The sequence below is a fragment of the Hydrogenophaga sp. genome, from assembly GCF_018780075.1.
Taxonomy (GTDB): domain Bacteria; phylum Pseudomonadota; class Gammaproteobacteria; order Burkholderiales; family Burkholderiaceae_C; genus Hydrogenophaga.
The window spans coordinates 1-24,977 of sequence record NZ_JADMKB010000056.1 but is presented as its reverse complement, the minus strand read 5'-3'; the positions used below and the strand labels follow the sequence as shown (position 1 = coordinate 24,977).

General features: G+C 67.9%; 24 protein-coding genes and 1 pseudogene. 16 read left to right on the top strand and 9 right to left on the bottom strand.

Features of this window, described 5'->3' with window-relative positions:
- Window positions 1–2: 2 nt before the first annotated feature.
- The 7 genes from IV088_RS12050 to IV088_RS12020 all read left to right on the top strand — a co-directional run bounded on the left by IV088_RS12050 (window position 3) and on the right by IV088_RS12020 (window position 7,878).
- Window positions 3–302 (top strand): iron uptake protein, encoded by a 300-nt coding sequence (locus IV088_RS12050; RefSeq protein ID WP_291102129.1) that lies wholly within the window; start codon window positions 3–5, stop codon window positions 300–302.
- Window positions 303–448: 146 nt separating this feature from the next.
- The gene (locus IV088_RS12045; protein WP_291102128.1) at window positions 449–2,155 is read left to right on the top strand and encodes a PepSY domain-containing protein; all 1,707 of its coding nucleotides are present in this window, start codon (window positions 449–451) and stop codon (window positions 2,153–2,155) included.
- Window positions 2,148–2,483, top strand: coding sequence for a DUF3325 domain-containing protein (locus IV088_RS12040; RefSeq protein WP_291102127.1), 336 nt, complete (start codon window positions 2,148–2,150; stop codon window positions 2,481–2,483). The genes IV088_RS12045 and IV088_RS12040 overlap by 8 nt, the downstream gene beginning before the upstream one ends.
- A 129-nt stretch (window positions 2,484–2,612) precedes the next feature.
- Entirely contained in the window at window positions 2,613–3,806 is a 1,194-nt protein-coding gene (locus tag IV088_RS12035) for an imelysin family protein (protein ID WP_291102126.1), read from the top strand.
- 181 nt (window positions 3,807–3,987) lie between these two features.
- Entirely contained in the window at window positions 3,988–5,454 is a 1,467-nt protein-coding gene (locus IV088_RS12030) for a di-heme oxidoredictase family protein (RefSeq protein WP_291102172.1), read from the top strand.
- Complete coding sequence (locus IV088_RS12025; protein WP_291102125.1) at window positions 5,454–6,557, top strand: imelysin family protein; 1,104 nt, start codon at window positions 5,454–5,456, stop codon at window positions 6,555–6,557. Before IV088_RS12030 ends, IV088_RS12025 begins: the two co-directional genes overlap by 1 nt.
- 223 nt (window positions 6,558–6,780) lie before the next feature.
- Window positions 6,781–7,878 (top strand): DUF1513 domain-containing protein, encoded by a 1,098-nt coding sequence (locus IV088_RS12020; RefSeq protein ID WP_291102124.1) that lies wholly within the window; start codon window positions 6,781–6,783, stop codon window positions 7,876–7,878.
- Window positions 7,879–7,909: 31 nt separating this feature from the next.
- Here IV088_RS12020 and IV088_RS12015 read toward each other — a convergent pair whose 3' ends face one another.
- From IV088_RS12015 to IV088_RS12000, 4 genes are all read right to left on the bottom strand, one after another.
- Window positions 7,910–8,380 carry a hypothetical protein gene (locus IV088_RS12015; RefSeq protein ID WP_291102123.1) on the bottom strand — a complete coding sequence of 157 codons (471 nt, stop codon included), beginning with the start codon at window positions 8,378–8,380 and terminating at the stop codon, window positions 7,910–7,912.
- A gap of 63 nt (window positions 8,381–8,443) precedes the next feature.
- Entirely contained in the window at window positions 8,444–8,923 is a 480-nt protein-coding gene (locus tag IV088_RS12010; protein ID WP_291102122.1) for a hypothetical protein, read from the bottom strand.
- A gap of 242 nt (window positions 8,924–9,165) precedes the next feature.
- Complete coding sequence (locus IV088_RS12005) at window positions 9,166–9,582, bottom strand: glyoxalase (protein ID WP_291102121.1); 417 nt, start codon at window positions 9,580–9,582, stop codon at window positions 9,166–9,168.
- A gap of 50 nt (window positions 9,583–9,632) precedes the next feature.
- Window positions 9,633–9,959 (bottom strand): hypothetical protein, encoded by a 327-nt coding sequence (locus IV088_RS12000; protein ID WP_291102119.1) that lies wholly within the window; start codon window positions 9,957–9,959, stop codon window positions 9,633–9,635.
- Window positions 9,960–10,109: 150 nt separating this feature from the next.
- Between IV088_RS12000 and bfr the strand changes: the two genes are divergently transcribed.
- The 5 genes and pseudogenes from bfr to IV088_RS11975 form a co-directional block, all read left to right on the top strand.
- Window positions 10,110–10,586, top strand: a complete 477-nt coding sequence (bfr, locus tag IV088_RS11995; RefSeq protein ID WP_291102117.1) for a bacterioferritin — start codon at window positions 10,110–10,112, stop codon at window positions 10,584–10,586.
- Window positions 10,587–10,685: 99 nt separating this feature from the next.
- Complete coding sequence (locus tag IV088_RS11990) at window positions 10,686–10,910, top strand: (2Fe-2S)-binding protein (protein WP_291102116.1); 225 nt, start codon at window positions 10,686–10,688, stop codon at window positions 10,908–10,910.
- Between the two features lie 208 nt (window positions 10,911–11,118).
- Window positions 11,119–13,422 carry an NADP-dependent malic enzyme gene (locus IV088_RS11985; RefSeq protein WP_291102113.1) on the top strand — a complete coding sequence of 768 codons (2,304 nt, stop codon included), beginning with the start codon at window positions 11,119–11,121 and terminating at the stop codon, window positions 13,420–13,422.
- A gap of 175 nt (window positions 13,423–13,597) precedes the next feature.
- Window positions 13,598–14,065 (top strand): ribonuclease, encoded by a 468-nt coding sequence (locus IV088_RS11980; RefSeq protein WP_291102111.1) that lies wholly within the window; start codon window positions 13,598–13,600, stop codon window positions 14,063–14,065.
- 53 nt (window positions 14,066–14,118) lie between these two features.
- A pseudogene (locus tag IV088_RS11975) lies at window positions 14,119–14,514 on the top strand (barstar family protein); the annotation flags it as partial.
- A 274-nt stretch (window positions 14,515–14,788) separates the two neighbouring features.
- Here the strand turns inward: IV088_RS11975 and rsmA are convergent.
- The 3 genes from rsmA to IV088_RS11960 are packed head-to-tail and all read right to left on the bottom strand — an operon-like array spanning window position 14,789 to window position 19,419.
- A complete protein-coding gene (rsmA, locus tag IV088_RS11970; RefSeq protein ID WP_291102105.1) occupies window positions 14,789–15,550 on the bottom strand; it encodes a 16S rRNA (adenine(1518)-N(6)/adenine(1519)-N(6))-dimethyltransferase RsmA in 762 nt (253 codons plus the stop codon).
- A 22-nt stretch (window positions 15,551–15,572) separates the two neighbouring features.
- Entirely contained in the window at window positions 15,573–16,955 is a 1,383-nt protein-coding gene (locus IV088_RS11965; RefSeq protein ID WP_291102103.1) for a peptidylprolyl isomerase, read from the bottom strand.
- Entirely contained in the window at window positions 16,948–19,419 is a 2,472-nt protein-coding gene (locus IV088_RS11960) for an LPS assembly protein LptD (protein ID WP_291102101.1), read from the bottom strand. Before IV088_RS11960 ends, IV088_RS11965 begins: the two co-directional genes overlap by 8 nt.
- A gap of 190 nt (window positions 19,420–19,609) precedes the next feature.
- On the opposite strand from IV088_RS11960, the gene IV088_RS11955 reads away from it, so the two are divergent.
- Together IV088_RS11955 and IV088_RS11950 are read left to right on the top strand one after the other, a co-directional pair.
- Entirely contained in the window at window positions 19,610–20,701 is a 1,092-nt protein-coding gene (locus IV088_RS11955; protein ID WP_291102099.1) for a phosphotransferase, read from the top strand.
- Between the two features lie 10 nt (window positions 20,702–20,711).
- Window positions 20,712–21,461: a 16S rRNA (uracil(1498)-N(3))-methyltransferase gene (locus IV088_RS11950; protein ID WP_291102097.1), complete on the top strand. Its 750-nt coding sequence runs from the start codon at window positions 20,712–20,714 to the stop codon at window positions 21,459–21,461.
- 180 nt (window positions 21,462–21,641) lie between these two features.
- Here the strand turns inward: IV088_RS11950 and IV088_RS11945 are convergent, their stop codons facing one another.
- On the bottom strand, window positions 21,642–21,971 hold the full coding sequence (locus IV088_RS11945; protein ID WP_291102095.1) for a hypothetical protein: 330 nt from the start codon (window positions 21,969–21,971) through the stop codon (window positions 21,642–21,644).
- 110 nt (window positions 21,972–22,081) lie between these two features.
- On the opposite strand from IV088_RS11945, the gene IV088_RS11940 reads away from it, so the two are divergent.
- Together IV088_RS11940 and IV088_RS11935 are read left to right on the top strand one after the other, a co-directional pair.
- Window positions 22,082–23,257 carry an MFS transporter gene (locus IV088_RS11940; protein WP_291102093.1) on the top strand — a complete coding sequence of 392 codons (1,176 nt, stop codon included), beginning with the start codon at window positions 22,082–22,084 and terminating at the stop codon, window positions 23,255–23,257.
- 51 nt (window positions 23,258–23,308) lie between these two features.
- Window positions 23,309–23,797: a YidB family protein gene (locus IV088_RS11935; RefSeq protein WP_291102091.1), complete on the top strand. Its 489-nt coding sequence runs from the start codon at window positions 23,309–23,311 to the stop codon at window positions 23,795–23,797.
- A gap of 170 nt (window positions 23,798–23,967) precedes the next feature.
- Here the strand turns inward: IV088_RS11935 and IV088_RS11930 are convergent, their stop codons facing one another.
- Window positions 23,968–24,813 carry an alpha/beta hydrolase gene (locus IV088_RS11930; RefSeq protein WP_291102089.1) on the bottom strand — a complete coding sequence of 282 codons (846 nt, stop codon included), beginning with the start codon at window positions 24,811–24,813 and terminating at the stop codon, window positions 23,968–23,970.
- Between the last annotated feature and the right edge of the window lie 164 nt (window positions 24,814–24,977).

Sequence of the window (24,977 nt, the reverse complement as noted above, 5' to 3'; positions counted from 1 at the left end):
CCATGAAAAGCACCTCCCTTCGCTGGCCCCAGGTCACGGCCCGCGTGCTGGCCGGCGTCTTCGGCGCCTACGCCTTCACCTGGGGTTTCGCGGCGGCGGGCGTCGCCGCGCTCGTGGGCCTCGGGGTCGAGTACCACGACGCCGAGATGGGCGTGCTCATGCTCGCCTTCCTGCTGTTCCTCGGCCTGTTCCTCTGGTCGTTCGCGGCCGCCAGCATCGCCCGCGTGTGGGTGGTGCTGGCCGGGGGCGCGGCGTTGCAGTTCACCGCGGCCTGGGCGATCCAGCGCGCCATCCTCGCCTGACATGAAGCCCCCCGCAGCGCTTCGCGCCACCCCCCAAGGGGCGGCATTGGCCGTCCGGCAAAGGCGGACCGGTGGTGCCCCGGGCTGGACCGTTGCGCGCGTTGCATGTGGCGCTCCGACGCCATGAAAAACTGAAAGGACACACCATGTTCCACAACTTCCGCCAGTCCATGACCTGGCTGCACACCTGGTTCGGCCTGGTGATCGGCTTCGTGCTCATCGTGGTGTTCTTCTTCGGCTCGCTCTCGGTGTTCGACCGCGAGTTCGACCGCTGGGCGATCCCGCAGACGCGCTTCGACCCGCAGCCCATGCCGTCGTTCGACCGGGTGCTGCTGCCGGCCCTGAAACAGATCGAACCCGACGCGGCCGACTACGCCGCCAACATGCCGCTGCTGCACGACACGGCCCTGGGGCCGATGACGCCGCGCCTCGCACTGCCGGCCGACGAGTACTGGGCCTACACCACGCACCGCGACCCGGTGCTGAGCATGGGCGTGGGCTTCGGCGTGCCGCAGGCCAAAGACCCGGACGGCCACAACCACATCCACGGCAATGCCACCATCGACCCGCGCAGCGGCGCCTTCGTGCGCGCCGACCAGCTCAAGATCGGCAGCGAGTGGTTCTACCCCATGCACTACAGCCTGAACTGGCAGTGGAAGAACCTGGGCATCTTCATCGTCGGCCTGGCCGCGCTGGTGATGCTGGCCGCGCTGGTCTCGGGCGTGGTGATGCACCGCAAGGTCTTCCGCGAGTTCTTCACCTTCCGGCCGAAGAAACACACCCAGCGCAGCGCGCTCGACCTGCACAACCTCACCGGTGTGGTGGCGCTGCCGTTCCACTTCTTCTTCGCCTTCACCGCGCTGGTGATCTTCGCGTCGGCCTACTTCCTGCCGGTCTCGCAGTTCCAGCTCAAGGGCCTGCACGACCAGCACGAGGTGATGGAGGCGCAGGAAACCGGCCTGCCCCACAAAGCCGCCGGCGTGCCCGCGCCCATCGCGTCGGTGGACGCCATGGTGCGGGAGGCCAAACGCCGCTGGGCCGCGCGCGACATGGCCGGCGAGGTCGGTTTTCTCATGGTGCACCACGTGGGCGACGCCAACGGCTACGTGAGCCTGTACCGCGCGGGCAGCGACCGCGTGGCCCTGGTGGGCGAGGGCATCCACTTCAAGGCCAGCACCGGCGAGCTGCTGCATGAAGACCCGCCGCGCACCCCCGTGGCCAACGTCAACGAGTTCCTCACCGGCCTGCACCTGCAGCACTTCGAACACTGGTTCCTGCGCTGGCTCTACGTGCTGGGCGGGCTGCTGGGCGCCGTGTGCATCGCCACCGGTTTCGTCTTCTTCGTCGAGAAGCGCAAGAAGCAGCACGCCAGGGCCGGCACGCAGGGCAGCCGCGTGGTCGATGCGCTGGCCGTGACCACCATGACGGGCATGCTCATCGCCGCCATCGGCATGCTGGTGGTCAACCGGCTGCTGCCGGCCGACCTGAGCGGCAAGGGCGACTGGGAAAAATGGGCCTTCTGGGGGTTCTGGGTGCTGGCCATGGCGCACGCCTTCGTGCGCAGCGCGCCGGTGGCGCAGGGCCGCATGAACCCGGCCTGGCGCGAACAGTGCTGGGCCATCGCGGCGCTGGCCGTGGCGGCCGTGGGCCTGAACTGGGCGACCACCGGCGACCACCTGATCAAGACCGTGTTCACCGAGACCTACTGGGCCGTGGCGGGCGTGGACCTGAGCCTGCTGGCCAGCGCGGGCATTGCCCTGTGGGCGGCCCGCCAGCTGGCCCAGCGGGCGCAAACCACCGTGCAAGCGGACGCCGCGGCCCACGAAACGCCGGGCGAGGTGGCCCATGTCTGAGGCGCTCTGGCTGATCGCCGCCGCCGCGCTGAGCTTCAGCGGCATGGCCTGGCTTGCCCTGGCCATGGAGGTGCACTGGGGCCAGGTGATGCACCAGCACGCCGAAGACGCCGCGCGCGCACGGGGCTGGTTGCGCCGGCTGGGCGCGACGGCCCTGCCGCTGTCGCTGCTGGCCTGCCTGATGGCCGACCGGCCGTCCATGGCCGCGCTGGTGTGGATCATGCTGCAGGCCGGCAGCGCCGTGGCGGTCGCCATGGTGCTGAGCCGGCGGGCGCACTGGCTGCGACCCTGGTGCCTGGCCCCGGCCACGGCACCTTCGGGTGGTTGACGGCGCCGGCGGCACGGGCCGCCACCGTACCGACGCGCAAGGCATCACGTCCCACCGTTGATCCACATCAACAGATTCGACATTTCATAAACTAGAATCGTTCTCATTTACTTTCAACGAGGAATTACCATGCAACTGCGAGCCCTGACCCTGGCGATCGCCGCCCTGACCGCCAGCACCGCGCTGACCACCCTGTCGGCCCACGCCCAGACCGCCACACCCGCCGCCGCGGTGGCCGCCAGCGCCGTGGACCACAAGGCCGTGGCCCTTCAATACGCCGCCCTGGTGCACGCCACCTACGCCGACACCCTGGCAAGCGCCAAGGACATGCAGGCCGCCATCGCCGCCTTCGTGGCCGCGCCGTCGGCCGAAGGCCTGGAGAAAGCCCGCAAGGCCTGGCTGGGCGCGCGCGAGTTCTACGGCCAGACCGAGGCCTTCCGTTTCTACGGCGGCCCGATCGACGACGACAAGGGCCCTGAGGGCCAGATCAACGCCTGGCCGCTGGACGAGGCCTATGTGGACTATGTGCAGGGCAAAGCCAAGGCCGGCATCGTGAACAACACGAAGTTCAAGATCACCAAAGCGGCGCTGATCAAGGCCAACGAGCGCGGCGGTGAAGAGAACATCAGCGCCGGCTGGCACGCGGTCGAGTTCCTGCTGTGGGGCCAGGACCTGAGCGAGACCGGCCCGGGCAACCGCTCGTTCGAGGACTACGTCAAAGGCAAGGGCGAAAACGCCGAGCGCCGCGCCCAGTACCTGACCGTGGCCACCGAGCTGCTGGTCGAGGACCTGGCCGCCATGGTCAAGGCCTGGGAACCGAACGCGAAGAACTACCGCGCGAAATTCGAAAAGGGCGGCAAGGAGTCGGTGCGCAAGATCATCGTCGGCCTGGGCTCGCTCTCGCGCGGCGAACTCTCGGGTGAGCGCATGGAAGTGGCGCTGAACTCGCAGGACCAGGAAGACGAACACTCGTGCTTCTCCGACAACACGCACCGCGACGTGGTGAACAACGCCAAGGGCATCCAGAACGTGTGGCTGGGCCAGTTCAAGCGCCTGGACGGCAGCACCCTGCAAGGTCCCGGCGTGCGCGACCTGGTGGCCGCCAAGAACCCGGCCCTGGCCGAGAAGACCACCGCCCAGCTGGCCGCGTCGGTCGCGGGTGCCGAGGCCATTCCGGCCCCGTTCGACCGCGCCATCGCCAAGGGCTCGGCCGGCCGCCCGGCCATCGAGAAGACGGTCGCCAGCCTGGTGGCGCAGTCCAAGCTGCTGGTCGAATCGGCCTCGGCGGTGGGCATTGCACGGCTCACTCTCGTTGAGCCTTGAGATAGGCCCACCCCCGCGCCGCGCCCAAGGGCGCGTCACCCCCTCAAGGGGGCAGCGCGAGTGGCCCGGCGAAGCCGGTTCCACCGCGCTCTGGTCAGTTCCCCCTCCGCTGCTGCGTGTTTGTTTCAACCTGTTTTCCACCATGTCACCCTTTCCCAAAGCCACGCGGTTCACGCTAGCCATGGGGGCCGTCGCCATCGGCGCGGCGGCGTTCGCCCTGCACGGGCGCGTCAGCGCCGACATCGACCCCGATCCGCTGGGTGAGAAGACCGCGGGCAATGCCACGGTCTACGCCACCGGCAAGAACGCGTTTTCCTTCCCGCTGGCCAACCTCGACGACGCCGAGCGCACGCGCTTTGCCATCGGCAACTCCTTCTTCAAGCGCAACTGGGTCGAGGCACCCGCCTCGACCACCGCGCGCGACGGCCTGGGCCCGCACTTCATCGCACGCTCCTGCGCGGGTTGCCACGTGATGGACGGGCGCGGTGCGCCGCCGGACTGGAACAAGACGCTCGGCCCCGAACCCGACAACACCGTGGCCCTGCTGTTTCGCCTCTCGGTGCCCGGCACGCCCGCGCCGCACGACGGCGTGGTGCCCGAGCCGACCTACGGCGACCAGTTCAACAACGCCGGCATCCAGGGCGTGAAGCCCGAAGGCACGGTGCGCATCCGCAGCACGCCGGTTCGCGGGCGCTTTGCCGACGGCACGCGCTACACGCTGCGCCAGCCGGTCTACACGTTCACCGACCTCGGCTACGGCCCCATGGCCAAGGACGTGATGGTGAGCCCGCGCATCGCGCCGCACATGGCAGGGCTGGGCCTGATCGAGGCGATCCCTGAAAGTGAAATCCTTCGCAACGCCAGCGACCAGGCCGCCGCACCCGGAGCTATCAAGGGCCAGCCCAACCGCGTGTGGGACGCCTTCGCGCAGAAAGAAGTCATAGGCCGCTTCGGCTGGAAGGCCAACACCGGCAGCATCGCGCACCAGAGCGCGGGCGCCTTCAACGGCGACATGGGCATCACCAGCAGCGTCAACTGGCGCGAGGCCTGCACACCCGCGCAGACCGACTGCCGGGCCGCGCCGCACGGCGGCGGCAAGCGCAGCGGCCGCGACGGGCTGATGCCCTCTTCGCAGGCCACCGCGCAGGTGCCCGAGATCGACGACGAGACACTCGGCCACGTGGTCTTCTACACCTCGACCCTGGCGCCGGCCGCCCGGCGCCAACCCGACGATCCGCAGGTGCTGCGCGGTCAGGCGCTGTTTGCGCAGGCGCAGTGCGCCACCTGCCACCGCCCGAGCTACGTGACGGCCGACACGCCCTTCCCGCGCCTGACCAGCCCCAGGGTGAGCGGCCTGCGCATCTGGCCCTACACCGACCTGCTGCTGCACGACATGGGCCCGCAGCTGGCCGACGGACGGCCCGATTTCCGCGCCAGCGGCAACCAGTGGAAGACGCCGCCGCTCTGGGGCGTGGGCCTGTTCAAGGACGTGAATGGCCACCAGCGCCTGCTGCACGACGGCCGCGCCAACGGCGTGCTCGAGGCCGTGCTCTGGCACGGCGGCGAAGCGCAGGGCGCCAAGGAGCAGGTGCTCAAGTTCTCGAAGCGCGACCGCGACGCGCTGGTCAAGTTCGTGGAGTCGCTCTGATGAAGCCCACCCCCCTGGCCATCGCCCTCGCGACCGGCCTGCTGCTGGCCACAGTGTCCGCACACGCCCAGAGCCCCCGCGCGCCGGCCGCCGCACCGCAGACGATGCAGACACCGGTGCTGGCCATGCCTTACTACACCGGCGAGCAGGCGCTGCAGGGCGTCTACACGCACCACCTGCCGCCGCTGGCGCAGGCCTTCGTGACCGACGCCGAGGGACTCGCCGCCACCAGCGAGCGGCATTGCAGCGGCCAGGCTTCGCTGGCCGAGCTGCGCACGGCCTGGCAACAGGCGCTGCTGCGCTGGCAGGCGCTCTCCAGCCCGGCGGTGGGGCCGCTGGTGGCGCGCCGTTCGCAACGGCAGATCGATTTCTGGCCCACCCGGCCAAAGCTGCTGCAACAAGCGCTGGCCCGCGCACCGCAGACCCTGGCCGACATGGACCGCGTGGGCACGCCCGCCAAGGGCTTCCCGGCGCTGGAGCAACTGCTGGCGCAGGACGCCGCGTTGACGCCCGCCCAGTGCCGCTTTGCCACCCTGGCAGCGCAGGCCATCGCCGTCGAGGCGCGTGAGCTGCAGACCGCGCTCGACGCGCTCGCCCGCAAGGACTGGAGCGAATCGCCTGAAGACACCGGCACCGCCTTCGCCGAGTGGATCAACCAGTGGCTGGGTGGCCTGGAGCGACTGCGCTGGGCGCACATCGAGAAGCCGCTGCAAAGCCACCGCACCGCCGGTCGGCGCGGCGAGGTCGACTTCCCCCGGCACACGCGCGAGACCAACCTGGCCGACTGGCGCGCCCAGTGGCAGAGCCTGCGCGCACAGGCGCGCCTGACACCCGCGCAGCTGGCCCAGCCGCCCCAGCCCGGGGAGTCGCTGGTGCCCATCGAGGCGCTGCTGATGGGCAAGGGACAGCTGGCCCTGGCCCAGCGCTGGGCGCAGGCATTGGACGCGGTGAACGCGGGCATGGACGCGCTCAAGCCCCAGGCCAGCGCGCGTGAACTGCTGGCCCTGACCCAGCGCATGAAGGCCGTGACGGTGCTGTACCAGAACGAGGTGGCGGCGGCGCTGGACGTGCCGCTGGGCTTCTCGGATGCCGATGGGGATTGAGGCTCCCCCCCGCGCCGCCTGCGACGTCACCCCCCCAGGGGGGCAACACCAGCGGCCCGGCGAAGCCGGTTCCGCGGTGTTCCCGGGTGGGGGCATTGCTCGCCGGCTGCCGGATTTGCTGGAGGGCGGTTTCGCTGCGCTTCCGCCTGAGGGCATTTCTCACCCGTCCGTGGCCCTTCCGGAATCGCCCTCGTCTCTTGCCGTCCTTTCTCGTCGTCAGTGGATGCTGCTTGCTGCGGGCAGCGGCCTGCTGCCTGGCGCATGGGCGGCGCCTCCAAGACCTTCCGGATCGACCACCTTGCTGGCGGCCTGGCAGACGCCGGACGAGCACCGGGTCGGACTGGTGGAGGTGGCGGCGCGGCAGTGGTCGGTGCAGCGGTCGCTGCCGGTGCCCACGCGCGCCCACGGCCTGCTGGTGGAGCGGGGCGCCAGTGTGCTGGCGGTGGCGCGCCGTCCTGGCGACTGGATGCTGCGCTGGCACCCGACAAGCGGCAAGACCCAGTGGCACTGGGCAGCGGACGACCGCCGCTTCAACGGCCACGTGCTCGCCAGCGCCGATGGTCGCCAGCTCTGGACCACCGAAACCGACCTCGACACCGCGTTGGGCTGCCTGGGCCTGCGCGATCCGAAGAGCCTGGAAAAGACCGCCGAGTGGTCCACCCACGGCATGGACCCGCACACGCTGCTGGCGTTGCCCCAGGCCGTGGGCGACTACCCGGCCGGCACGCTGGTGGTGGCCAACGGCGGCATCCCCACCCTGCCCGAGACCGGCCGCGCCAAGCGCGCGCTGGGCCGCATGGACGCGTCGCTGGTGGCCCTGAACCCGCAGACCGGCGCGCTGCTCGGCCAATGGCGGCTCGACGACCCCTGGCTCAGCATCCGGCACCTCGCCTGGGACCCGGTGACACGCACCGTGGGCATCGCGCTGCAGGCCGAACACCCGGACAAGGCCACCCAGGCCGCCGCGCCGGTGCTGGCGGTGTGGGACGGGCAGGGCCTGCGCGCCGCGACGCGGCAGCCCGCGCTGGCCGGCTACGGCGGCGACATCTGCGCCCGCCCCGGCGGCGGGTTTGTGGTGAGCTGCCCGCGCGCCGATGCGCTCGCCCTGTTCGGCGCCGACGCAGACTGGTCTGGCAGCCTTTCGCACAAGACGGCCTATGCCCTGGCCGCGTCCGCCACGGCCACCCCCTGGTGGGCCAGCGGCGACGAGGGCGTGCTCGTGGTGGGCGAGGGCAGCCCGCCCACGCGCGTGGCCCCCGCCTCGCCCCAGGCGCCGCCGCGCCTGCAGTTCGACAACCATTGGCAACGCTGGACCGCCTGAGCGGCTGAGCCCGCGAGCGTCGCCAGGGTGTTCAGCGAGGCGCCGGATCGCTCGCGCCCAGCGCGTGTGCTTCATCCACCGGGCGCTCGCAGGCCTGGCCGCTGCGGCGGCACTGGCCATCGGCCTCCAGCCAGGGGTGCGCGTGGCCCACGCAGCCGGTCTGGCAGATCACGGCCTGCGCCGCGCGCAGGGTCGGGTCGAACGCGTGGCTGTCGCGCGCCGGTGGCCGCGCGCGTCGCACCATGGCGCCCGCGCCCAGGCCCCAGAACACCCCGGTGCGCAGCACCACCAGCTCGGCGCGCAGGCGCAGGTTCTGCGCCTCCAGCTCGCGGGTGCGCTCGCGCTCGGTCCGCTGCGCCTCGCCCACGCGCCGCTGCAGGCCGCCCAGCTGGCGCAGCAGCGCACCGTGCTCGCGCAGGAGTTCGCGCACCGCGGTGCTGTCGTGTCGGACCACCAGGCCCGCGAGCGACAGCGGATGTTCGGGGGACGGGGACATGTTCATGGTGTGGACTCCCTGGGGTGGTGGCAAAGAAGGATCAACGGCGGCACCCCGCCGGGGCGCGCTTCACGCGCCGTCCTCCAGCGGGTCGCCGTCCAGCAGCATCTGGCCAGCCGGGTGGTGTTGGGGCAGGCCCCAGTCGACGCAGTGCAGCACATGGCCATCGATGTCGTGGAACGCAAATTCCCAGGCGCCCCAGGGCTGGAGCCGCGGGCCTTCGGCGTCCAGCCGGCCGGCGTGCAGCGGCTGCGAGCCGGCGATGTCGGTGCGCACGCCGCGCAAGCTGGCGCTGCGCAGGCTGGCGTGCAGCGCATGGATGCGGGTGACCGCCACGCTGTGGTGCCCCGGCGCAAAGCCCTTGTCGCGGGGATCGGCGTGTTCCCAGCGGCCGGGCCGGGCACCGCAAGCCCAGAGCTGGAGCAGCAAGGGCCCGTGCACCACGACCGCCAGCACGCCCGGGATGTGCTGCCGGCACGCGAAGCCCAGCACGCCGGTGTAGTCGGCCACGGCGCGCGGCAGGTCGGGTGTGCGCAGCACCAGGCTCATGGACACACCTTCTCGCTGCGGGCTGACTCGGGATGGCCCGGCACGGCGTCAGCGGCGGGCTGCGCGGCGGTCCGGGGCATCCCCGCATCCGCAGGCGCAGCCCTCCGCCGCGAACGCCATCCAGCGCTTGCCGGCCCCGAGCCACGCGGGCGCGCGACCGAGGGCCTTTTCGGCTCGGATCTGCACCAGGCGCTCGCGCACGGAGAGGGTGACCCCATGGGGCTCATGGGCGGGGTTCGGTGTCATGGGAGCGGGTCCGGCAGGCGGCCCACCGGCGGGAACCCCGGCGTGTTCTGGCCGATGTGCCAGCACACGCCGGACGGGTCGATGAGCACGAACTCGGTGATGCCCCAGGGCTGCTCCACCACCGGCGTGAGGCGCACGCCATAGCGCCCGACCAGGTCCTGCGCCTCCACGTGGGCGCGCCAGGCGGCGACGTCCGGCACCAGCACGTGCATGACCAGGTTGTCGGCCAGCGCCGGCTCGTGGAAATCCTGCAGCAGGAAGGCGCAGCCATCGACACTGAAACAGGCGACACCGCCACCTTCGGAGCGCTGGGTGAACCCCAGGTCGGTGAAGAAGCGCTTGGACAGCTCAAAGTCCTTGGCCGGCACGAAGGCCTTGATCTCGGTGGCCCGCAAGGCGCGGGCGGTGCTCACGGCAGGACCTTCGCCCTGCGAGCGTGCTTGGGAGCGGTCCGGCGCGGCGCTCATTGCACGTGGTCCGGTGCGGCGTGCCACAACGGCGAAGGTTGGCGTTCCGACCCCGCCGCGGGCGCGGCCTCGGCGGCCGGCTGCCAGCGCGCGCGCAGGTTGAGCAGCAGGGTCCGCATCGGCGGCGAGACGTGGGGGTGCTCGGACAGGAAGAACAGGTTGGACAGCAGCTTGCGGGCCATGAGGCCGCGGTGCGGGCACTCGGTGGCGGACTGGGCGTACCCCGTCATCAGCGCCAGCGTGCCCGCCGTCAGGGCCTCCACGCTGGGCAAGGTGTGCGCTTCATCGTCCATTGCGCAGGCTTCACAGGCGGTGTCGTGCATAGGTTTCTCCGTGAGGTGCAGGGTGGGTTCAGGCCATTGTATGCGAATGATTCGCATTTGAAAAGTCATTGAAGTGCACCATGCCAAAGGGCCGGAGAATGAGGACAATCGAGCGCTGTCTTCCCCTCCACACACAGAAAAGGACGCTCCATGAAAGGCGATCAAACGGCCATCGGCCACCTGCAGGCCCAGCTCAAGAACGAGCTGACCGCCATCAACCAGTACTTTGTGCACTACCGCATGCTCAAGCATTGGGGCCTGGACAAGCTGGCCAAGAAGGAATATTCGGAGTCCATCGGCGAGATGAAGCACGCCGACTGGCTGATGGACCGCATCTTCATGCTCGACGGCCTGCCCAACCTGCAGGACCTGGGCAAGCTCAACATCGGGGAAAACGTGCCGGAGATGCTCACCAGCGACCTCACGCTGGAGCGCGGCGCGCAGGCCACGATCAAGGACGGCGTGGCGTACTGCGAATCGGCGCGCGACTTCGTCTCACGCGACCTGCTGATGAAGATCCTGGACGACACGGAAGAGCACATCGACTTCCTGGAGACCCAGCTGGAACTGATCGAGAAGGTCGGCCTGCCCAATTACCTGCAAAGCCAGATGGGCGAGCCGAGCTGACCTTTCGTCGGCCCAAGACCGTGTGGGCCGTGCGGGTTTGCGTTGAGACGAATGAGATCAATTATCATTCGTGCACTCAATCTCCCGACCACCCGCACCATGATCGTCTGTGTCTGCCGCCGAGTGAACGACAAAACCATCGCCCAGGCCGCGCGCTGCGGCATGAGCTTTGACGACATCCAGATCGACATGGGCGTAGCCACCCAGTGCGGCCAGTGCGAGTCCAGCGCCCGCGCGGTGTGGATGCAGTGCCGCCCGTCCCAGCCGACGGCCCACCTCAGCCGGCAGCCACCCGTCGAGCACCCGGCGCACGCGCCAGCCTGACGGTTTTCATCGTCCATGCCCCCGAAGGCCGCCCACGAGGCGGCCTTTTGCTGTGGAAAACCGAGGTTGCCAGATCGGGATTCCTGTCGAGAATGTCAAAAGCAGACAGACCCAGCTTCAGCAAAACCCTTCGGGGTTTTTCAGGACACGGATTTAGAATGCGCAACCGTCTTTCACATTACAGAATGACCCGACCGGAGACAAACGCATGAGCAACGACAACGTCCAGGACACCAAACGCGCCGAACTGCGCCGCGCCGCCCTCGAATACCACGAGTTTCCGACCCCCGGCAAGGTGGCGATCGCCGCCACCAAGCAGCTGACCAACCAGCGCGACCTGGCGCTGGCCTACTCGCCCGGCGTGGCGGCCCCCTGCGAAGAAATCGTCGCCGACCCCAACAACGCCTTCAAGTACACCAGCCGCGGCAACCTCGTGGCCGTCATCACCAACGGCACCGCTGTGCTCGGCCTGGGCGACATCGGCCCGCTCGCGGCCAAGCCGGTGATGGAAGGCAAGGGCGTGCTGTTCAAGAAGTTCTCGGGCATCGACGTCTTCGACATCGAGATCAACGAGAAGGACCCGGACAAGCTGGTCGACATCATCGCGTCGCTGGAGCCCACCTTCGGCGGCATCAACCTCGAAGACATCAAGGCGCCCGACTGCTTCTACGTCGAGCGAAAGCTGCGCGAGCGCATGAAGATCCCGGTCTTCCACGACGACCAGCACGGCACCGCCATCGTCGTGGGTGCGGCCCTGATGAACGGCCTGAAGGTGGTGGGCAAAGACCCGAAGCAGATCAAGCTCGTGACCTCGGGCGCCGGCGCCGCCGCCCTGGCCTGCCTGGGCCTGCTGGTCAAGCTCGGCATCCCGCGCGAAAACATCTGGGTGACCGACCTGGCCGGTGTGGTCTATGAGGGCCGCACCGAGCTGATGGACGAAGACAAGATCGTCTTCGCCCAGAAGACCGACCAGCGCACGCTCTCCGAGGCCATTGCCGGTGCTGACGTGTTCCTCGGCCTCTCGGCCGGCGGCGTGCTGAAGAAAGACATGGTCGCCAAGATGGCGGCGAACCCGCTGATCTTTGCGCTGGCCAACCCGAATCCTGAGATCACCCCCGAAGACGTGAAGGCCGTGCGCGACGACGCCATCATGGCCACCGGCCGCACCGACTACCCGAACCAGGTCAACAACGTCCTGTGCTTCCCGTACATCTTCCGCGGCGCGCTGGACGCCGGCGCTTCGACCATCACCGACGAGATGGAGATCGCCGCGGTGCACGCCATCGCCGAGCTGGCGCAGGCCGAGCAGAGCGAGGTGGTGGCCGCCGCCTACGCGGGCGAGAAACTGGCCTTCGGCCCCGAGTACCTGATCCCCAAGCCGTTCGACCCGCGCCTGATGATGAAGATTGCGCCGGCCGTGGCCCAGGCCGCCGCCGACAGCGGCGTGGCCCTGCGCCCGATCACCGACATGGAGGCCTACAAGCAGCGCCTGCAGAGCTTCGTGTTCGCCTCGGGCACGATCATGAAGCCGATCTACGCGGCGGCCAAGACGGCGCTGAAGAAGCGCGTGGCCTACGCCGAGGGCGAAGAAGAGCGCGTGCTGCGCGCTTGCCAGATCGTGGTCGACGAAGGCCTGGCCCGCCCGACGCTGATCGGCCGTCCGGCCATCATCGCCGAGCGCATCGAGAAGTTCGGCCTGCGCCTGAAGGAAGAGCTGGACTACGACGTGGTCAACGTCGAGCAGGACCACCGCTACCGCGATCTCTGGCAGACCTACCACCAGCTCATGGAACGCCGCGGCGTGACCGAGCAGTTGGCCAAGATCGAGATGCGCCGCCGCCTCACGCTGATCAGCTCCATGCTGCTGCGCCGGGGCGACGTGGACGGCGTGATCTGCGGCACCTGGGGCAACACCGCGCTGCACCTGGACTACATCGACCAGGTGATCGGCAAGCGCGAGGGCGCGAACTGCTACGCGGCCATGAACGCGCTCATGCTGCCAGGCCGCCAGGTGTTCCTGGTCGACACCCACATCAACTACGACCCCACCGCCCAGCAACTGGCGGAGATCACCAAGATGGCCGCGCGCAAGATGTTACGGTTCGGCATCACGCCCAAGGTGGCGCTGCTCTCGCACTCCAACTTCGGCTCCAGCAACCAGCCCAGCGCGATCAAGATGCGCGAGACGCTGGCCATCCTGCAAACGAATGCACCATGGCTGGAGGTGGACGGCGAGATGCACGGCGATGTGGCGCTGGACGCCGAGGCACGACAGACGATCATGCCGCGCTCAGCCCTCAAGGGCGACGCCAACCTGCTGGTCTGCCCCAACATCGACGCGGCCAACATCGCCTACAACCTGCTCAAGACGGCCTCCGGCGGGGGCATCGCCATCGGCCCGATGCTGCTGGGTGTGGCCAAGCCCGTGCACATTCTCACGGCCAGCGCCACCGTGCGCCGCATCGTCAACATGACGGCGCTGACCGTGGCCGAAGCCAACGTGGCCCGATAAGCCCCTGAGAAAAAGCAAGCACTAACTTTTTCACACAAAATCCCCCACCTTCCCTGCCTAAATATTCAGCATCGGCTTGCTTTTCTGTAAGGCATCAGGCACACTACGCAGCTTGAATTTCAGGGTTAACCCACCCCGAAACGGCTGTCTGTAGTGACTTTGCCGGACTTTGATGGTGGGTGACGGCATCAGAGAAACAGGGAATGTGATGGGTCTGCAACCGATCCTGGCCAAGAAATGGCGCGCCAGTCTGGTGGGTGGACGGGTGCTGACGGTGGCACTGCTGATCACGCTCGGCACTGTCCTGGTGCAGGCCAGGGCCCCATCTTCCTCCCTGCTTCCTGGTTCTTCGGTGGCCTCTGTGGCCCTGTCGGGTTTGCCGTTGCAAGGCCAGGAAGTGATGGAACAGATCCGCCAAGGTGGTCCTTTCCGTTATGAAAAAGACGGAACGGTTTTCGGCAACCGAGAGCGACTGTTACCCAGCCAGAAGCGGGGTTATTACAGAGAGTACACCGTGCCGTCCCCGGGGCTGAGCCATCGGGGAGCGAGGCGAATTGTGTGTGGAGGGCAAAAGCCCCGTGCACCGGATGCGTGTTTTTACACCGAGGACCACTACAGCAGCTTTCGGCTGATCGTGCAGTGACCCCGGGTGAAACAAATGGATTTTTAACTTTGACCTTTGAAAGAGACGCGGAGATGGACACGCCACTTCGTAACGTACGCACCAACATCGTCCAGTCGATTCGCGCCTATGGCGTGAAAGAACTGCAGGCCGCAGCCGACCAGCTGGGCCACCACTTCCTGTACGCCAACCTGGCCAAAGCCCAGAGCAAGCAGGACGTGCTCGAACTGATCGCGGCCCAGTACACCCTGCCTTCGCACTTCGGCAAAAACTTTGACGCGCTCTACGACTGCATGACCGATCTGGTCCACAAGTCGGGGCCGCAGACCGGGTTCATCGTCGTGCTGGAGCACATCCCGGCGCACGCCAAGTTCGACAAGGAAGCGCGCGAGCAGTTGCTCGACATCTTCCGTGACACGGCCGACTACTGGAGCGATCGCAAGATCCCGTTCCGCTGCTTCTATTCGTTCTCTGTGGCCCGCGCGCCCAAGGGTGAAGAACCGATCGAGGTGGAAAACGAAGAGCCGATGCCGACCGACAAGCTGCTCGACGTGAGCCCCATGGCACTGCGCATGAGCAGCCCGTTCAACGCCGGGTACTGGCTGGCTGCTGCTTGATTGACCGCGCCTGACGGCGTCTCGTGTCACCCTGACTGGGATGCGGCCATGCAAAGCCGGTTCCGCGGTGTTTTGGGCGAAAAAAAGCCGCTGTATCTCAGCGGCTTTTTTCACGCCTGCGCTTTTGTTACTGAACGGCTTGCGCGAGCGCCACGTACTCGTGCACCGGCACTTCTTCGGCACGGCGCTGCAAGTCGAAGGTGCCTGCAAATTCGCGCGCTTCCAGCCACTTGCCCAGCGTGTTGCGAAGAATCTTGCGACGCTGGCTGAAGGCGGTCTGCACCAGTTCGCCGTACAGCTTGAGGTCTATGGCCGGCGGCTCGGCCAGAGGGACCATGCGCACGATGGCGCTGTCCACGCGTGGCGGCGGGTCAAAGCTCTCGGGCGGCACGAAGAGCACGTTGGCCATCGCGTAGCGCCACTGCAGCATGACCGAGAGGCGGCTGTAATCGCCCGTCGCGGGCGCTGCCACCATGCGATCGATCACCTCCTTCTGCAGCATGAAATGCTGGTCCTGGACCACATGCACATGGTCCAGCAGGTGAAAAAGAATGGGGGTGGAAATGTTGTACGGCAGGTTGCCGACCACCCGGATCTTTGCGCCGCCCATGCTCGCGGCCAAGGCGGAGAAGTCCACCTTGAGCACATCGGACTCGATCACGCTCAACTGCGGATGCGCACGCAGGCGCAGCGCCAGGTCACGGTCCAGTTCGATCACCGTCAAACGCCCCAGGCGCTCGACCAGCGGCTGCGTCAGCGCAGCCAGGCCCGGGCCGATTTCGACCATGGCATCGCCTGGCAAGGGTGCAATGGCCTCAACGATCCCGTCGATCACGGCGGCGTCGGTCAAGAAATGCTGACCGAACCGCTTGCGCGCAACGTGCTTCATGCGCCGAACCGCAGAAAAATGCTCACAGCTGGGGTGCTTCGCGCTGCTCGACGAAAGCGCGCCCGCGAACGTCCTCGCTCCAGGCCCTCAGCGCCTCTTCCGATTTCTGCTCACGCACCAGGTCGCGCGCAAGGTCACGCTGTTCACGCTCGCTGAGCTCGGTCTGACGCCGTTCGTCCAGCCGTATCAGGTGCACACCGAAACGGGACACCACAGGCTGCGACATCTCCCCGGGACGCAAGGCATTCATGGCTTGCTCGAATTCGGGCACGAACTGACCGGGGCTGACCCAACCCAGGTCACCACCTTCGCGTGCCGAGCCGTCCTGGCTGTGCTGGCGGGCCAAGGTTTCAAAAGTCGCCTGACCACTGGCGATCTGTTGCCGGTACTGCGCCAGGCGGGCCACGGCATCGGCCTGGCTGAGCTGAGGCCCGGGGCGCAGGAGGATGTGCCGCGCGCGGCTTTGTGTGACGGTGAAATCGGGCGCAGTCGACTGACGCCGTTCGATCACCTTCAGCACGTGAAATCCCGCAGCGCTGCGCAAGGGACCTGCGACCCCTCCGGTGGGCAACGACCGCGTCGCTTCCACAAAGAGTTCCGGCAACCGGCCGACCGGCCGCAAGCCCATCTGACCGCCGCTGGCGGCCTCGGGCGATTCGGAATGCTCACGGGCCTGCACCGCCAAATCCGCACCCGCACGCAAGCGGTCTGCGACCCCCTGGGCACGCACCTGCAACTCGCTGACGCGTGCGGCACTAGCCCCCTCGGGCACCTGGATCAGCACGTGGCCCAGATTGATTTCCTGGGCCTCCGGGTTGGTGCTCTGGCGCTCCCGGATGAAGCTGTCGATGTCGGCTTCGCTCACGCGCACACGCGCTTCCACCTCGCGTTCACGCAAACGCTGCAACAACACCTGGTTGCGCAACTCGTTGCGCAGGCGGTTGAGATCCAGCCCTTCCGACACCACGCGCCGACGAAACGCCTCCAGATCCAGCTGGTTTTGCGCCGCAATGGCCTGTTCGGCCTGCAGCAAGGTCGCCTCGTCCACGCGCATGCCCAATTCACTGGCCTGTTGCAGCTGCGCACGTTCAACCACCAGCTGCTCAAGGACTTGCGGCAACAGCTGTTCGCGGGGCGGCAGCGCCTGACCTTGTGAGGCCAGCTGTTGCTCCACGCGCAGCAGGCGCTGCCGCACATCGAAATTGGTCACGGGCTCGGAGTTGACCAGCACCACGATGTAGTCCACGGTGCCGGTCGCCGGCGCGGCCGCCGTGGCAGGGCGCTGCGGCTGGGCAGACGGACGCAAGGCCTGCGCTTCCGCCAGAGTGCCCACCCCCAGTTGCAGGCCCACGGCCACGACGATGGACAGGCCGCCCCAGCGGCGGCTCACTCGGTGATCAGTCATATTGCTCGAAACGGTTGGGCTGGACGACCTCTTCGCGCAGGTACTGGTACTTGGGCACGTTGGCCTGGATGCTCTGCAACGAGCTGGCACCCACTCGGGAGAAACCATTGAACTCCAGCTGGAACAGGATGCGCTGGTCGTTGGTGGTGGAGCTGAGCTGCAAACGCTCCAGCACCACGCGGCCCAGCCAGCACCCGGCGTCGTATTCGAAACCCGCAATCAGATCGATCATCTTGCGATCAGGCAGGCTGTAGTTCATGCGGCCCACGCTGTACCACTGGCCGGGGCCCAGCGCTCGGCCGGGGATGGCCTCGGGCGACTTGCCCCACAGGCCCGACAAAGGCCACTGCCAGCCCAGATCGATCTGCTCGCTGGTGCCACGCTGGATGCGGTAGGCGGCACTGAGCACTTTGAACGGCCCCGGCGTGTAGCGACCACCGATGGTGCTGCGCTTCGATTCGCGGCTCTTGGTGTTGTACTGGACGTTGGTGTCCAGCGACCACAGCGGATCCCACTGGATGCGGGCCGCCACCAGCGTGTCGCTCAGGCGCTCGGTGACGGGCTTGCCACCGGGCAGGGTCACATTCTGGTCCGCCAGCAGCGCCCGCTGGGCCACACCCAGACGGACGACCTCGGCGCCGGTGCCCACGTCCAGCAGACGGGAACTCACACCCAGGGTCACCGCGCGGGTGTCGCTGATGCGGTCGTTGCCACTGAACGCGTTCTCGGCAAACATGCTCGACAGGTTGAAGTCGCGCGCACCGGAATCGTAGTTGGGCAGCTTGCTCTGGTCGCGGAACGGCGTCCAGGTGGCGAAGGCACGGGGCTCCAGGGTCTGGATGTAGTCGGTGCCGAAGAAGTGGGCGGGGCGTTCGAACACCAGCCCGCTGTCGATGCTCAGCGTGGGCACGTTGCGCGAGGCGGACACGTTGGAGCCCGTGGTGTTGTCGTTGCGGTACTGGGCCATGTGCAGGCGCGCCGCGGGCTCCACGTACCAGCCAGGTGCCTGGAAACGGCGGGCCAGATTGGCCACCACCAGCGACCGGTCGCCACCCGTTTTCTGCTGCGTCGAAGACGACAGCACCGAGCGCTGAAATCGCGTGACGTTGGTGTTCAGCGACATGTCCCAGCCGGGCGTGCCCAGCAGTGTCTGGTTGACCTGCTGGTAGCTGAACCCCATCGAAGGCAAGCGGTCAAACGGCGGCCTGATCGGTGCGTTCACGTCCTGAAGTGTCTGGTAGCGGTACATGCCGCCACTGACCGTCCATGGCCCCTTGCTCCAGCCCAGCGCCACATCGTTGTACAGCAGGCGCGAGGTCAGCGAGGTGATCGTGCGCGGGAAGTCGCGCCAGTAGTTGTCGTCACTCACCTTGTTGAGGTTCACGCGCAGACCCAGCGAGCTGCCGCCGCCCAGCGATGGAATCAGCGACTGGCCATGCTGAAAGGAGTAGGCCCAGCGGTCCGTGTCGCGCAGCTGGTCCGACGGCATGTAGGAAGCGCGCAGGCGTCCCGTGTAGCGCGGCTGCAGGTAACGGAACTCGCCCGAGAGGTCCAGCCCCCGTTTGGTCATCACCGTCGGCGTGACCGTGGCGTCGTAGTTGGGCGCGATGTTGAAGTAATAGGGCGTTGACAGCTCAACACCACTCTGCGTGCTCACGCTGATGCTGGGCGGCAGCGCGCCCGTCTTGCGTTGGTCCGAGAGCGGGAAACTGAGAATGGGCGCCGCGAGAATCGGCACCCCCATGAACTCGATCACACCCGACTTGGCGATGCCGACGTCCTCGACCTTGTCGAGTTCGATGCTGGAGGCGCGCACGAGCCAGTCGGGCATCCAGGCGGCGCCCGGCTGGCGCGGACAGGTCGAGTAGCGACCATCGTGCACCAGCATCTTGTCTTCGCCCAGAAAGTCAATGCGGCGGGCATCGCCCTTGGCTTCGTTCTTCAGCAGCGAGTAGTCGGGCTGGTTGAAATAGCCCTGGTAGGTGTTAACGTTGATCTGCAGGTCGGGGCCGGTCACGCGGTCGCCGTTGCGGTTGAGCAGCACGTTGCCGGTGGCCTTGGTGTCACCCGTGCGCTTGTCGTGCTCGATGCGGTCGGCCTTGATCACGGTGTCGTGCCGGCGCAGCTCGGCGCCACCTTCAAACACCGAGGTGGCGTCCATCTCGCCTTCGATGTTCTCGCCCCAGCCAAAGACCGGCAGGTCCTTGCGCACTTCGTTCGGCACCTGCTGCAGCAGCGAAGTGCCCTGCTTGAGCTTGATCCCGGGCGCATCTGCCATGGCGGCAGCGTCGGCCTGGGCCCAGACCGGGACAACGCCCGCCCCCAGCGCGAGCACCGCCATGGCGCCCTGAACGGCACGCGACAGGGACGTGGGCTCGAAGGAGGCGCGTCGGGTGGCTCGAATGCGGTGGGCATCACGCAGGGCGCGCGAAGAGATGTTCGGTAGGGAAGAAGCAGGTTTCAAGGCGGTGTATGGCAAAACGGCCGTCTCTCAATGCTGGTGACACACAGCCCGACCGCACGGTAACGGAGGAGCCACAGACTGCGCGCGGAGGAATCCCGCCGACAGTGGATTTGTAGAATCTCCGGTCATTATCCTATGCCTGTCACCCGGCACGCCACCTCGCGTCCGCGCGCACCAACCACCCCGCTCCATGACCCCATCCTCACCCGCCGTCGCCTGGACCGATCCGCAGCGCGAAGCCGATTTCAACGCTTGGCTGGGGGGCATCGCGGGCGCCCAGGGTCTGGTGCCCGCCACCCTGCGACCGGCCTCGGCCGACGCCAGCTTTCGCCGTTACCTGCGCGTGGACACGGTGGACGGCGCCAGCCGCATCGTCATGGACGCGCCACCGGACAAGGAAAACTGCCAACCCTTCGTGCACGTGGCCGGGCTGATGCGGGACGCCGGCCTGCTGGTGCCGCGGGTCCTGGCCTGGGACGAACCCCAGGGCTTCATGCTGCTGCCCGACCTGGGCACGCAGACCATGATGGAGCAGATCCAGCCGGACAACCCCGCGGCCAACCACGCGCGCTACCTGCAGGCGCTGGACACGCTGCTGGCCTGGCAGCTGGCCTCCCAACCCGGCGTGCTGCCGGCCTACGACGAACCGCTGTTGCGCCGCGAGCTGCAGCTCTTCCCCGACTGGTACCTCGCGCAGCACCGCCAGACCACGCTGCAAGGCAAGGACGCCGACACGCTGGGCAAGGCCTTCGACAGCATCGTCAAACGTTGCCTCGCCGCACCCAGCGTCTATGTGCACCGCGACTTCATGCCACGCAACCTCATGATCCCGGCCCAGCCCGGCAGCACGCCCGAGCAGCAGCTCGGTGTGCTCGACTTCCAGGACGCGGTGTACGGCCCCATCACCTACGACGTGGCCAGCCTCATGCGCGACGCCTTCCTCACCTGGGAAGAGGATTTCGTCATCGACATCACCATCCGTTACTGGGAAAAGGCGCGCAAGGCCGGGCTGATGGACTTTGAGGACTGGCACAGCGACTTCGGCGCCTTCTACCGCGCGGTGGAATGGATGGGCCTGCAGCGGCACCTGAAGGTGGCCGGCATCTTCGCGCGCCTCACGCTGCGCGACGGCAAGCCCCGCTACCTGGCCGACGCGCCGCGCTTCATCGACTACATCCGCCACACCACGCACCGCTACCGCGAACTCGGGCCTTTCCTGCAACTGATCGACAAGGTCGAAGGCTTCGAGGCGGCTTCGGGCTACGCCTTCGGCCGCGTCTGAGCGCCACCCGATGCCGCGCTTTCACTGCCCCGTCCCACTGACCATTGGCGCCGAGCTGGAGCTGCCCGCTGCGGCCGCCCGGCACGTCCAGGTGCTGCGCCTGCAGCCCGGCGGGGTGATCACGCTGTTCAACGGCGCCGGCGGCGAACACAGCGCCACCATCCTGCGCATGGGTCGCTCCGATGTGGCGGTGCGGGTGGACCACCACCAGCCGCTGGAGCGCGAAGCCGGCCGCCGCGTGCACCTGGCGCTGGGCATGCCGGCCAACGACCGCATGGACTGGCTGGTGGAGAAGGCCGCCGAACTCGGCGTGGCCAGCGTGCAGCCGCTGCACACCGCGCACAGCGTGTTGCGCCTCACGGGCGAACGCGCCACCAAGAAGCAGGGTCACTGGCAGCAGGTGGCCGTGGCCGCGTGCGAGCAGTGCGGCGGCAACCGCGTGCCCGAGGTGCTGCCCGTGCGCGACCTCGCCGCCTGGCTCGGTCTGTCGAACGATGTCGCGCCGCTGCGCTGCGTGCTGTCGCTCGCCGAAGGTTCACAACCGCTGACCGAGGTGCTGGCGGCGGTGTCCGCCGATGCGCCGGTGTGTTTCCTCAGCGGCCCCGAAGGCGGCTTGTCGCCCGCCGAGGATGCGCAGGCCAGGACCGCGGGCTTCGTGCCCGTGACGCTGGGACCGCGTGTGCTGCGCGCCGAAACCGCCGCCTTGCTCGCGCTGGCGCTGGCCGTGTCGGTTCATGCGGATTCGCCTTCAAAGCGATAGCTGCGTTGCTTCGCCTCGTTCGCACTTGAGTGCGCAACCCGCATCGGCATTTCATGGCGACCAAGCAGCGCTCCGGAGCGTGAAGCGATGCCGCCCAGGGCACCGCCGGGCCGGCTTTGCCGGACGGCCTGTGCCGCCCCCTTGAGGGGGTCGCGCGCAGCGCGGCGGGGGTGTTCCCCTTCAATACATCGGCCGGCCCTCGTTCAGGCGGATCCAGCCTTTGACGATGCGGTAGATGAACCAGACCAGGTTCGCGAACAGCACCGCAAAGCCGACCAAGACCACCAGACTCAGCACCCCGAGCACGCTCCACAGCAGCCCGAACCAGAAGGTGCGGATCTGCCAGCGGAAATGGCTCTCCAGCCAGGTGCCCGCCACGTCCTCGCGCTTGACGTAGTTCATGACGATGGCCACCAGGATCGTCACGCCCACCAGGATGGACGACGCGTACAGCGCGTAGATCACCGTGGTGAGGGTCTTGTTGGCTTCGTCGCTGGCGGGTGCGTTCATGTCGGCTCCGGGCTGGGGTCGTGGGGCGTGGCGCAGCGCAAGGGCTTTGACGCGGCTTCAGGACTATAGCCAATGGCCTCCCGGGTCGCCCAATGTATAAACACCAGCTTATGAATAAAAACCTCTGGCTGCTGGCCGCCGCGCAAGGCCTCTTCCTGACCAACAACGTGGTCTTCATCGCGATCAACGGGCTGGTGGGCCTGTCGCTCGCGCCGCTGGGCTGGATGGCGACGTTGCCGGTGATGGGCTATGTGGTGGGCGGCGCGCTGTCCACGCCGCTGGTGGCGCGCTCGCAAAGTGCGTTCGGTCGCCAGGGCTCGTTCCAGATCGGGCTGCTGGTGGCGTTTGCCTCCGCCTTGCTGTGCTTCTGGGCCGCGCACGACAAGAACTTCTGGCTGCTGGTGGCGGCCACGGTGATCGCGGGCTACTACAGCGCCAACGGCCAGCTCTACCGCTTCGCGGCGGCCGAACTGGCGGCACCCGACTTCCGCGAAAAAGCGGTGTCGCTGGTGCTGGCCGGCGGCCTGGTGGGCGCGGTGCTGGGGCCCAACCTGGCCAGCCGCACGCGCAACCTGCTGGAGGTGCCGTTCGCCGGCGCCTACCTCTCGCTCGCGGTGGTGGCGCTGGTGTCGATGGGCATCATGGCCTTCCTGAAGTTCCCGCCGCTGCCACCGAAAAAAGCGAACGCCGACCCGGGACGGCCGCTCTCGGTGATCGTGCGCCAGCCCATCTTCATCGTCGCGACCCTCGGCGCCGCGCTGGGGTATGGCGTGATGAACCTGCTGATGGCGGCCACGCCGCTGGCCATGCAGGTGTGCGGTTTCGCGTTCGACGACGCGGCCCTGGTGCTGGAGTGGCACGTGATCGGCATGTTCGCGCCGGGCTTCTTCACCGGCCACCTGATCAAGCGCTTCGGCGTGCTCACCATCATGGGTGTGGGCGTGGTGCTGAACGCGCTGTGCATCGCGATCGCGCTCACCGGCGTGGAGCTGCAGCAGTTCCTGGTGGCGTTGTTCCTGCTCGGCGTGGGCTGGAACTTCCTCTTCACCGGCGGCACCACACTGTCGCTGCAAGCCTACAGGCCTGAGGAAAAAGACCGCGCACAGGCCGCCATCAACTTTTTTGTTTTTGCCACCATGGCGGTCACTTCGTTCGCCTCCGGTGCCCTGGTCACCACCCAGGGCTGGGCCCTGCTCAACGTGGGTTCGCTGGTGCCTGTGGCGCTCACCGGCGCGGCTTTGCTGTGGCTTGCGTGGGTCCGGCGCCAAGCCCACAATCCGGCCTGAACCGGCGCCGCCGTGGCGCCGGGCACCGCAACCTCACACGGGAGAAATCACATGGGTCTTTTGGATTCGGTACTGGGCGCAGCCCTGGGTGGCCAGCAAGGCGGTCAGGCGCAGGGCGGCGCGGGCGGCATCGACCCGCAGATGCTCATGGGCATCGTCGGCGCGCTGATGAACAACGCCGGCGGCCTCTCGGGCATCCTGGGCAAGCTGCAACAAGGTGGCCTGGGTGACGCCGCAGCCTCGTGGGTGGGCACGGGCGCGAACCAGCCGGTGTCGGCGGACGCCCTGGGCGGTGCCTTGGGCCCCGACCTGATGGGCATGATCGCCAAGCAGCTGGGCGGCAACCAGCAACAGGCCGCCGGCACCATGGCCGACCTGCTGCCCGGCCTGATCGACCAGCTCACGCCGCAAGGCCAGGTGCCCGCCGACAACGGCATGGGCGCGCTGGGTTCGCTGCTCGGCGGCGGACAACAGGGCGGCAACGGCCTGGACGCGGGTGACCTGATCGGCATGCTGGGCGGCATGCTCGGCAAGCGCTGAACAGGCGGGGCCGTGCGGCCCGCGCGGGCGCGGCACTTTGAACCCCGTCAAGGAAACAGCCGCTGTGCGATGTGTTCGCACAGCGGCTTTTTTGCTTGAAGGCGGCCCCTGATCACTTGTTCCCGTCGCGGCCCCTGCACAGGGGGACGCGCGAAACGCGGCGGGGTGTGTCAGTCCAACGTGTTCAGCCAGGCCTTCAGCGTGGCGTAGGCGGTGGACGGATCGGCCTCGTTGAAGATTTCGTGGAACTGACCGTCGAGGCGCCGGCTGCTCACCCACTGCGGCGGCGCCACGGCGGCAAAGGCCCGGCTGCCCTCGGGGCGCACCAGAAGATCAGCCCCCGCGTACATCAACAGGGTCGGCACGGTCCAGCTCGGCGCGGCGGCCACCACACGCGGGCCGTTGCTGTCGATGAAGTGCGCGAGCCGCGCGGAGATGCGGTTGTGCACCAGGCGGTCGTTCTGGTAGGCCTGCACCACGGCCGGGTCGTGCGAGATGGCGTTGGGGTCCAGCCCGTTGGGCAGCGTGAGGTTCGGCGCCCAGCGGTAGAGCAGGCGGGTGAGCGCCCGCTGGAACCGCGTCATGCCCGTGTCGAGCGCCGGTGACGACAGCACCAGGCCGTCCACGGGCGCGATCTGGCGCTGCACAAAGGTGGCCGCCACCAGCCCGCCCATGCTGTGCCCCAGCAAGATCAACGGACAGGCCCAGGGCTGTGCGATGTGGCGGCGCGTGTCGTCCACCACCTCCGCCAGGTCGTCGAGCAGCGCATCGTCGTCCGGCAACACACCGTGATCGCCGCCCGACTCGCCGTGTCCGCGCTGGTCGTAGGCCCTGACCGAACAGCCCCAGCCGTTCAGGCGCTGGGCCAGCTCGTCGTAGCGCCAGGCGTGTTCCCCCAGGCCGTGCACGATCAGGATCACCGCGCGCGGGCGCTGCCGACTGGGCAGGGGCCAGTCGTAGGTCGCGACATTGAGGCCGTCGCGCAAGGTGAATGGGGACTGGGTCGAATCAATCATGCGGTGACGGGCGACAGCCAGCGTTTCAGGGCCATGGCGGTGTCACGGCATCCGCGCCATCACCTGCGCCACCGACGCGGTCAGGCGGCGTGCGTAGTCCAGGTGCAGGAACTCGTTCGGGCCGTGCGCGTTGCTCTTGGGGCCGAGCACGCCGCAGACCATCA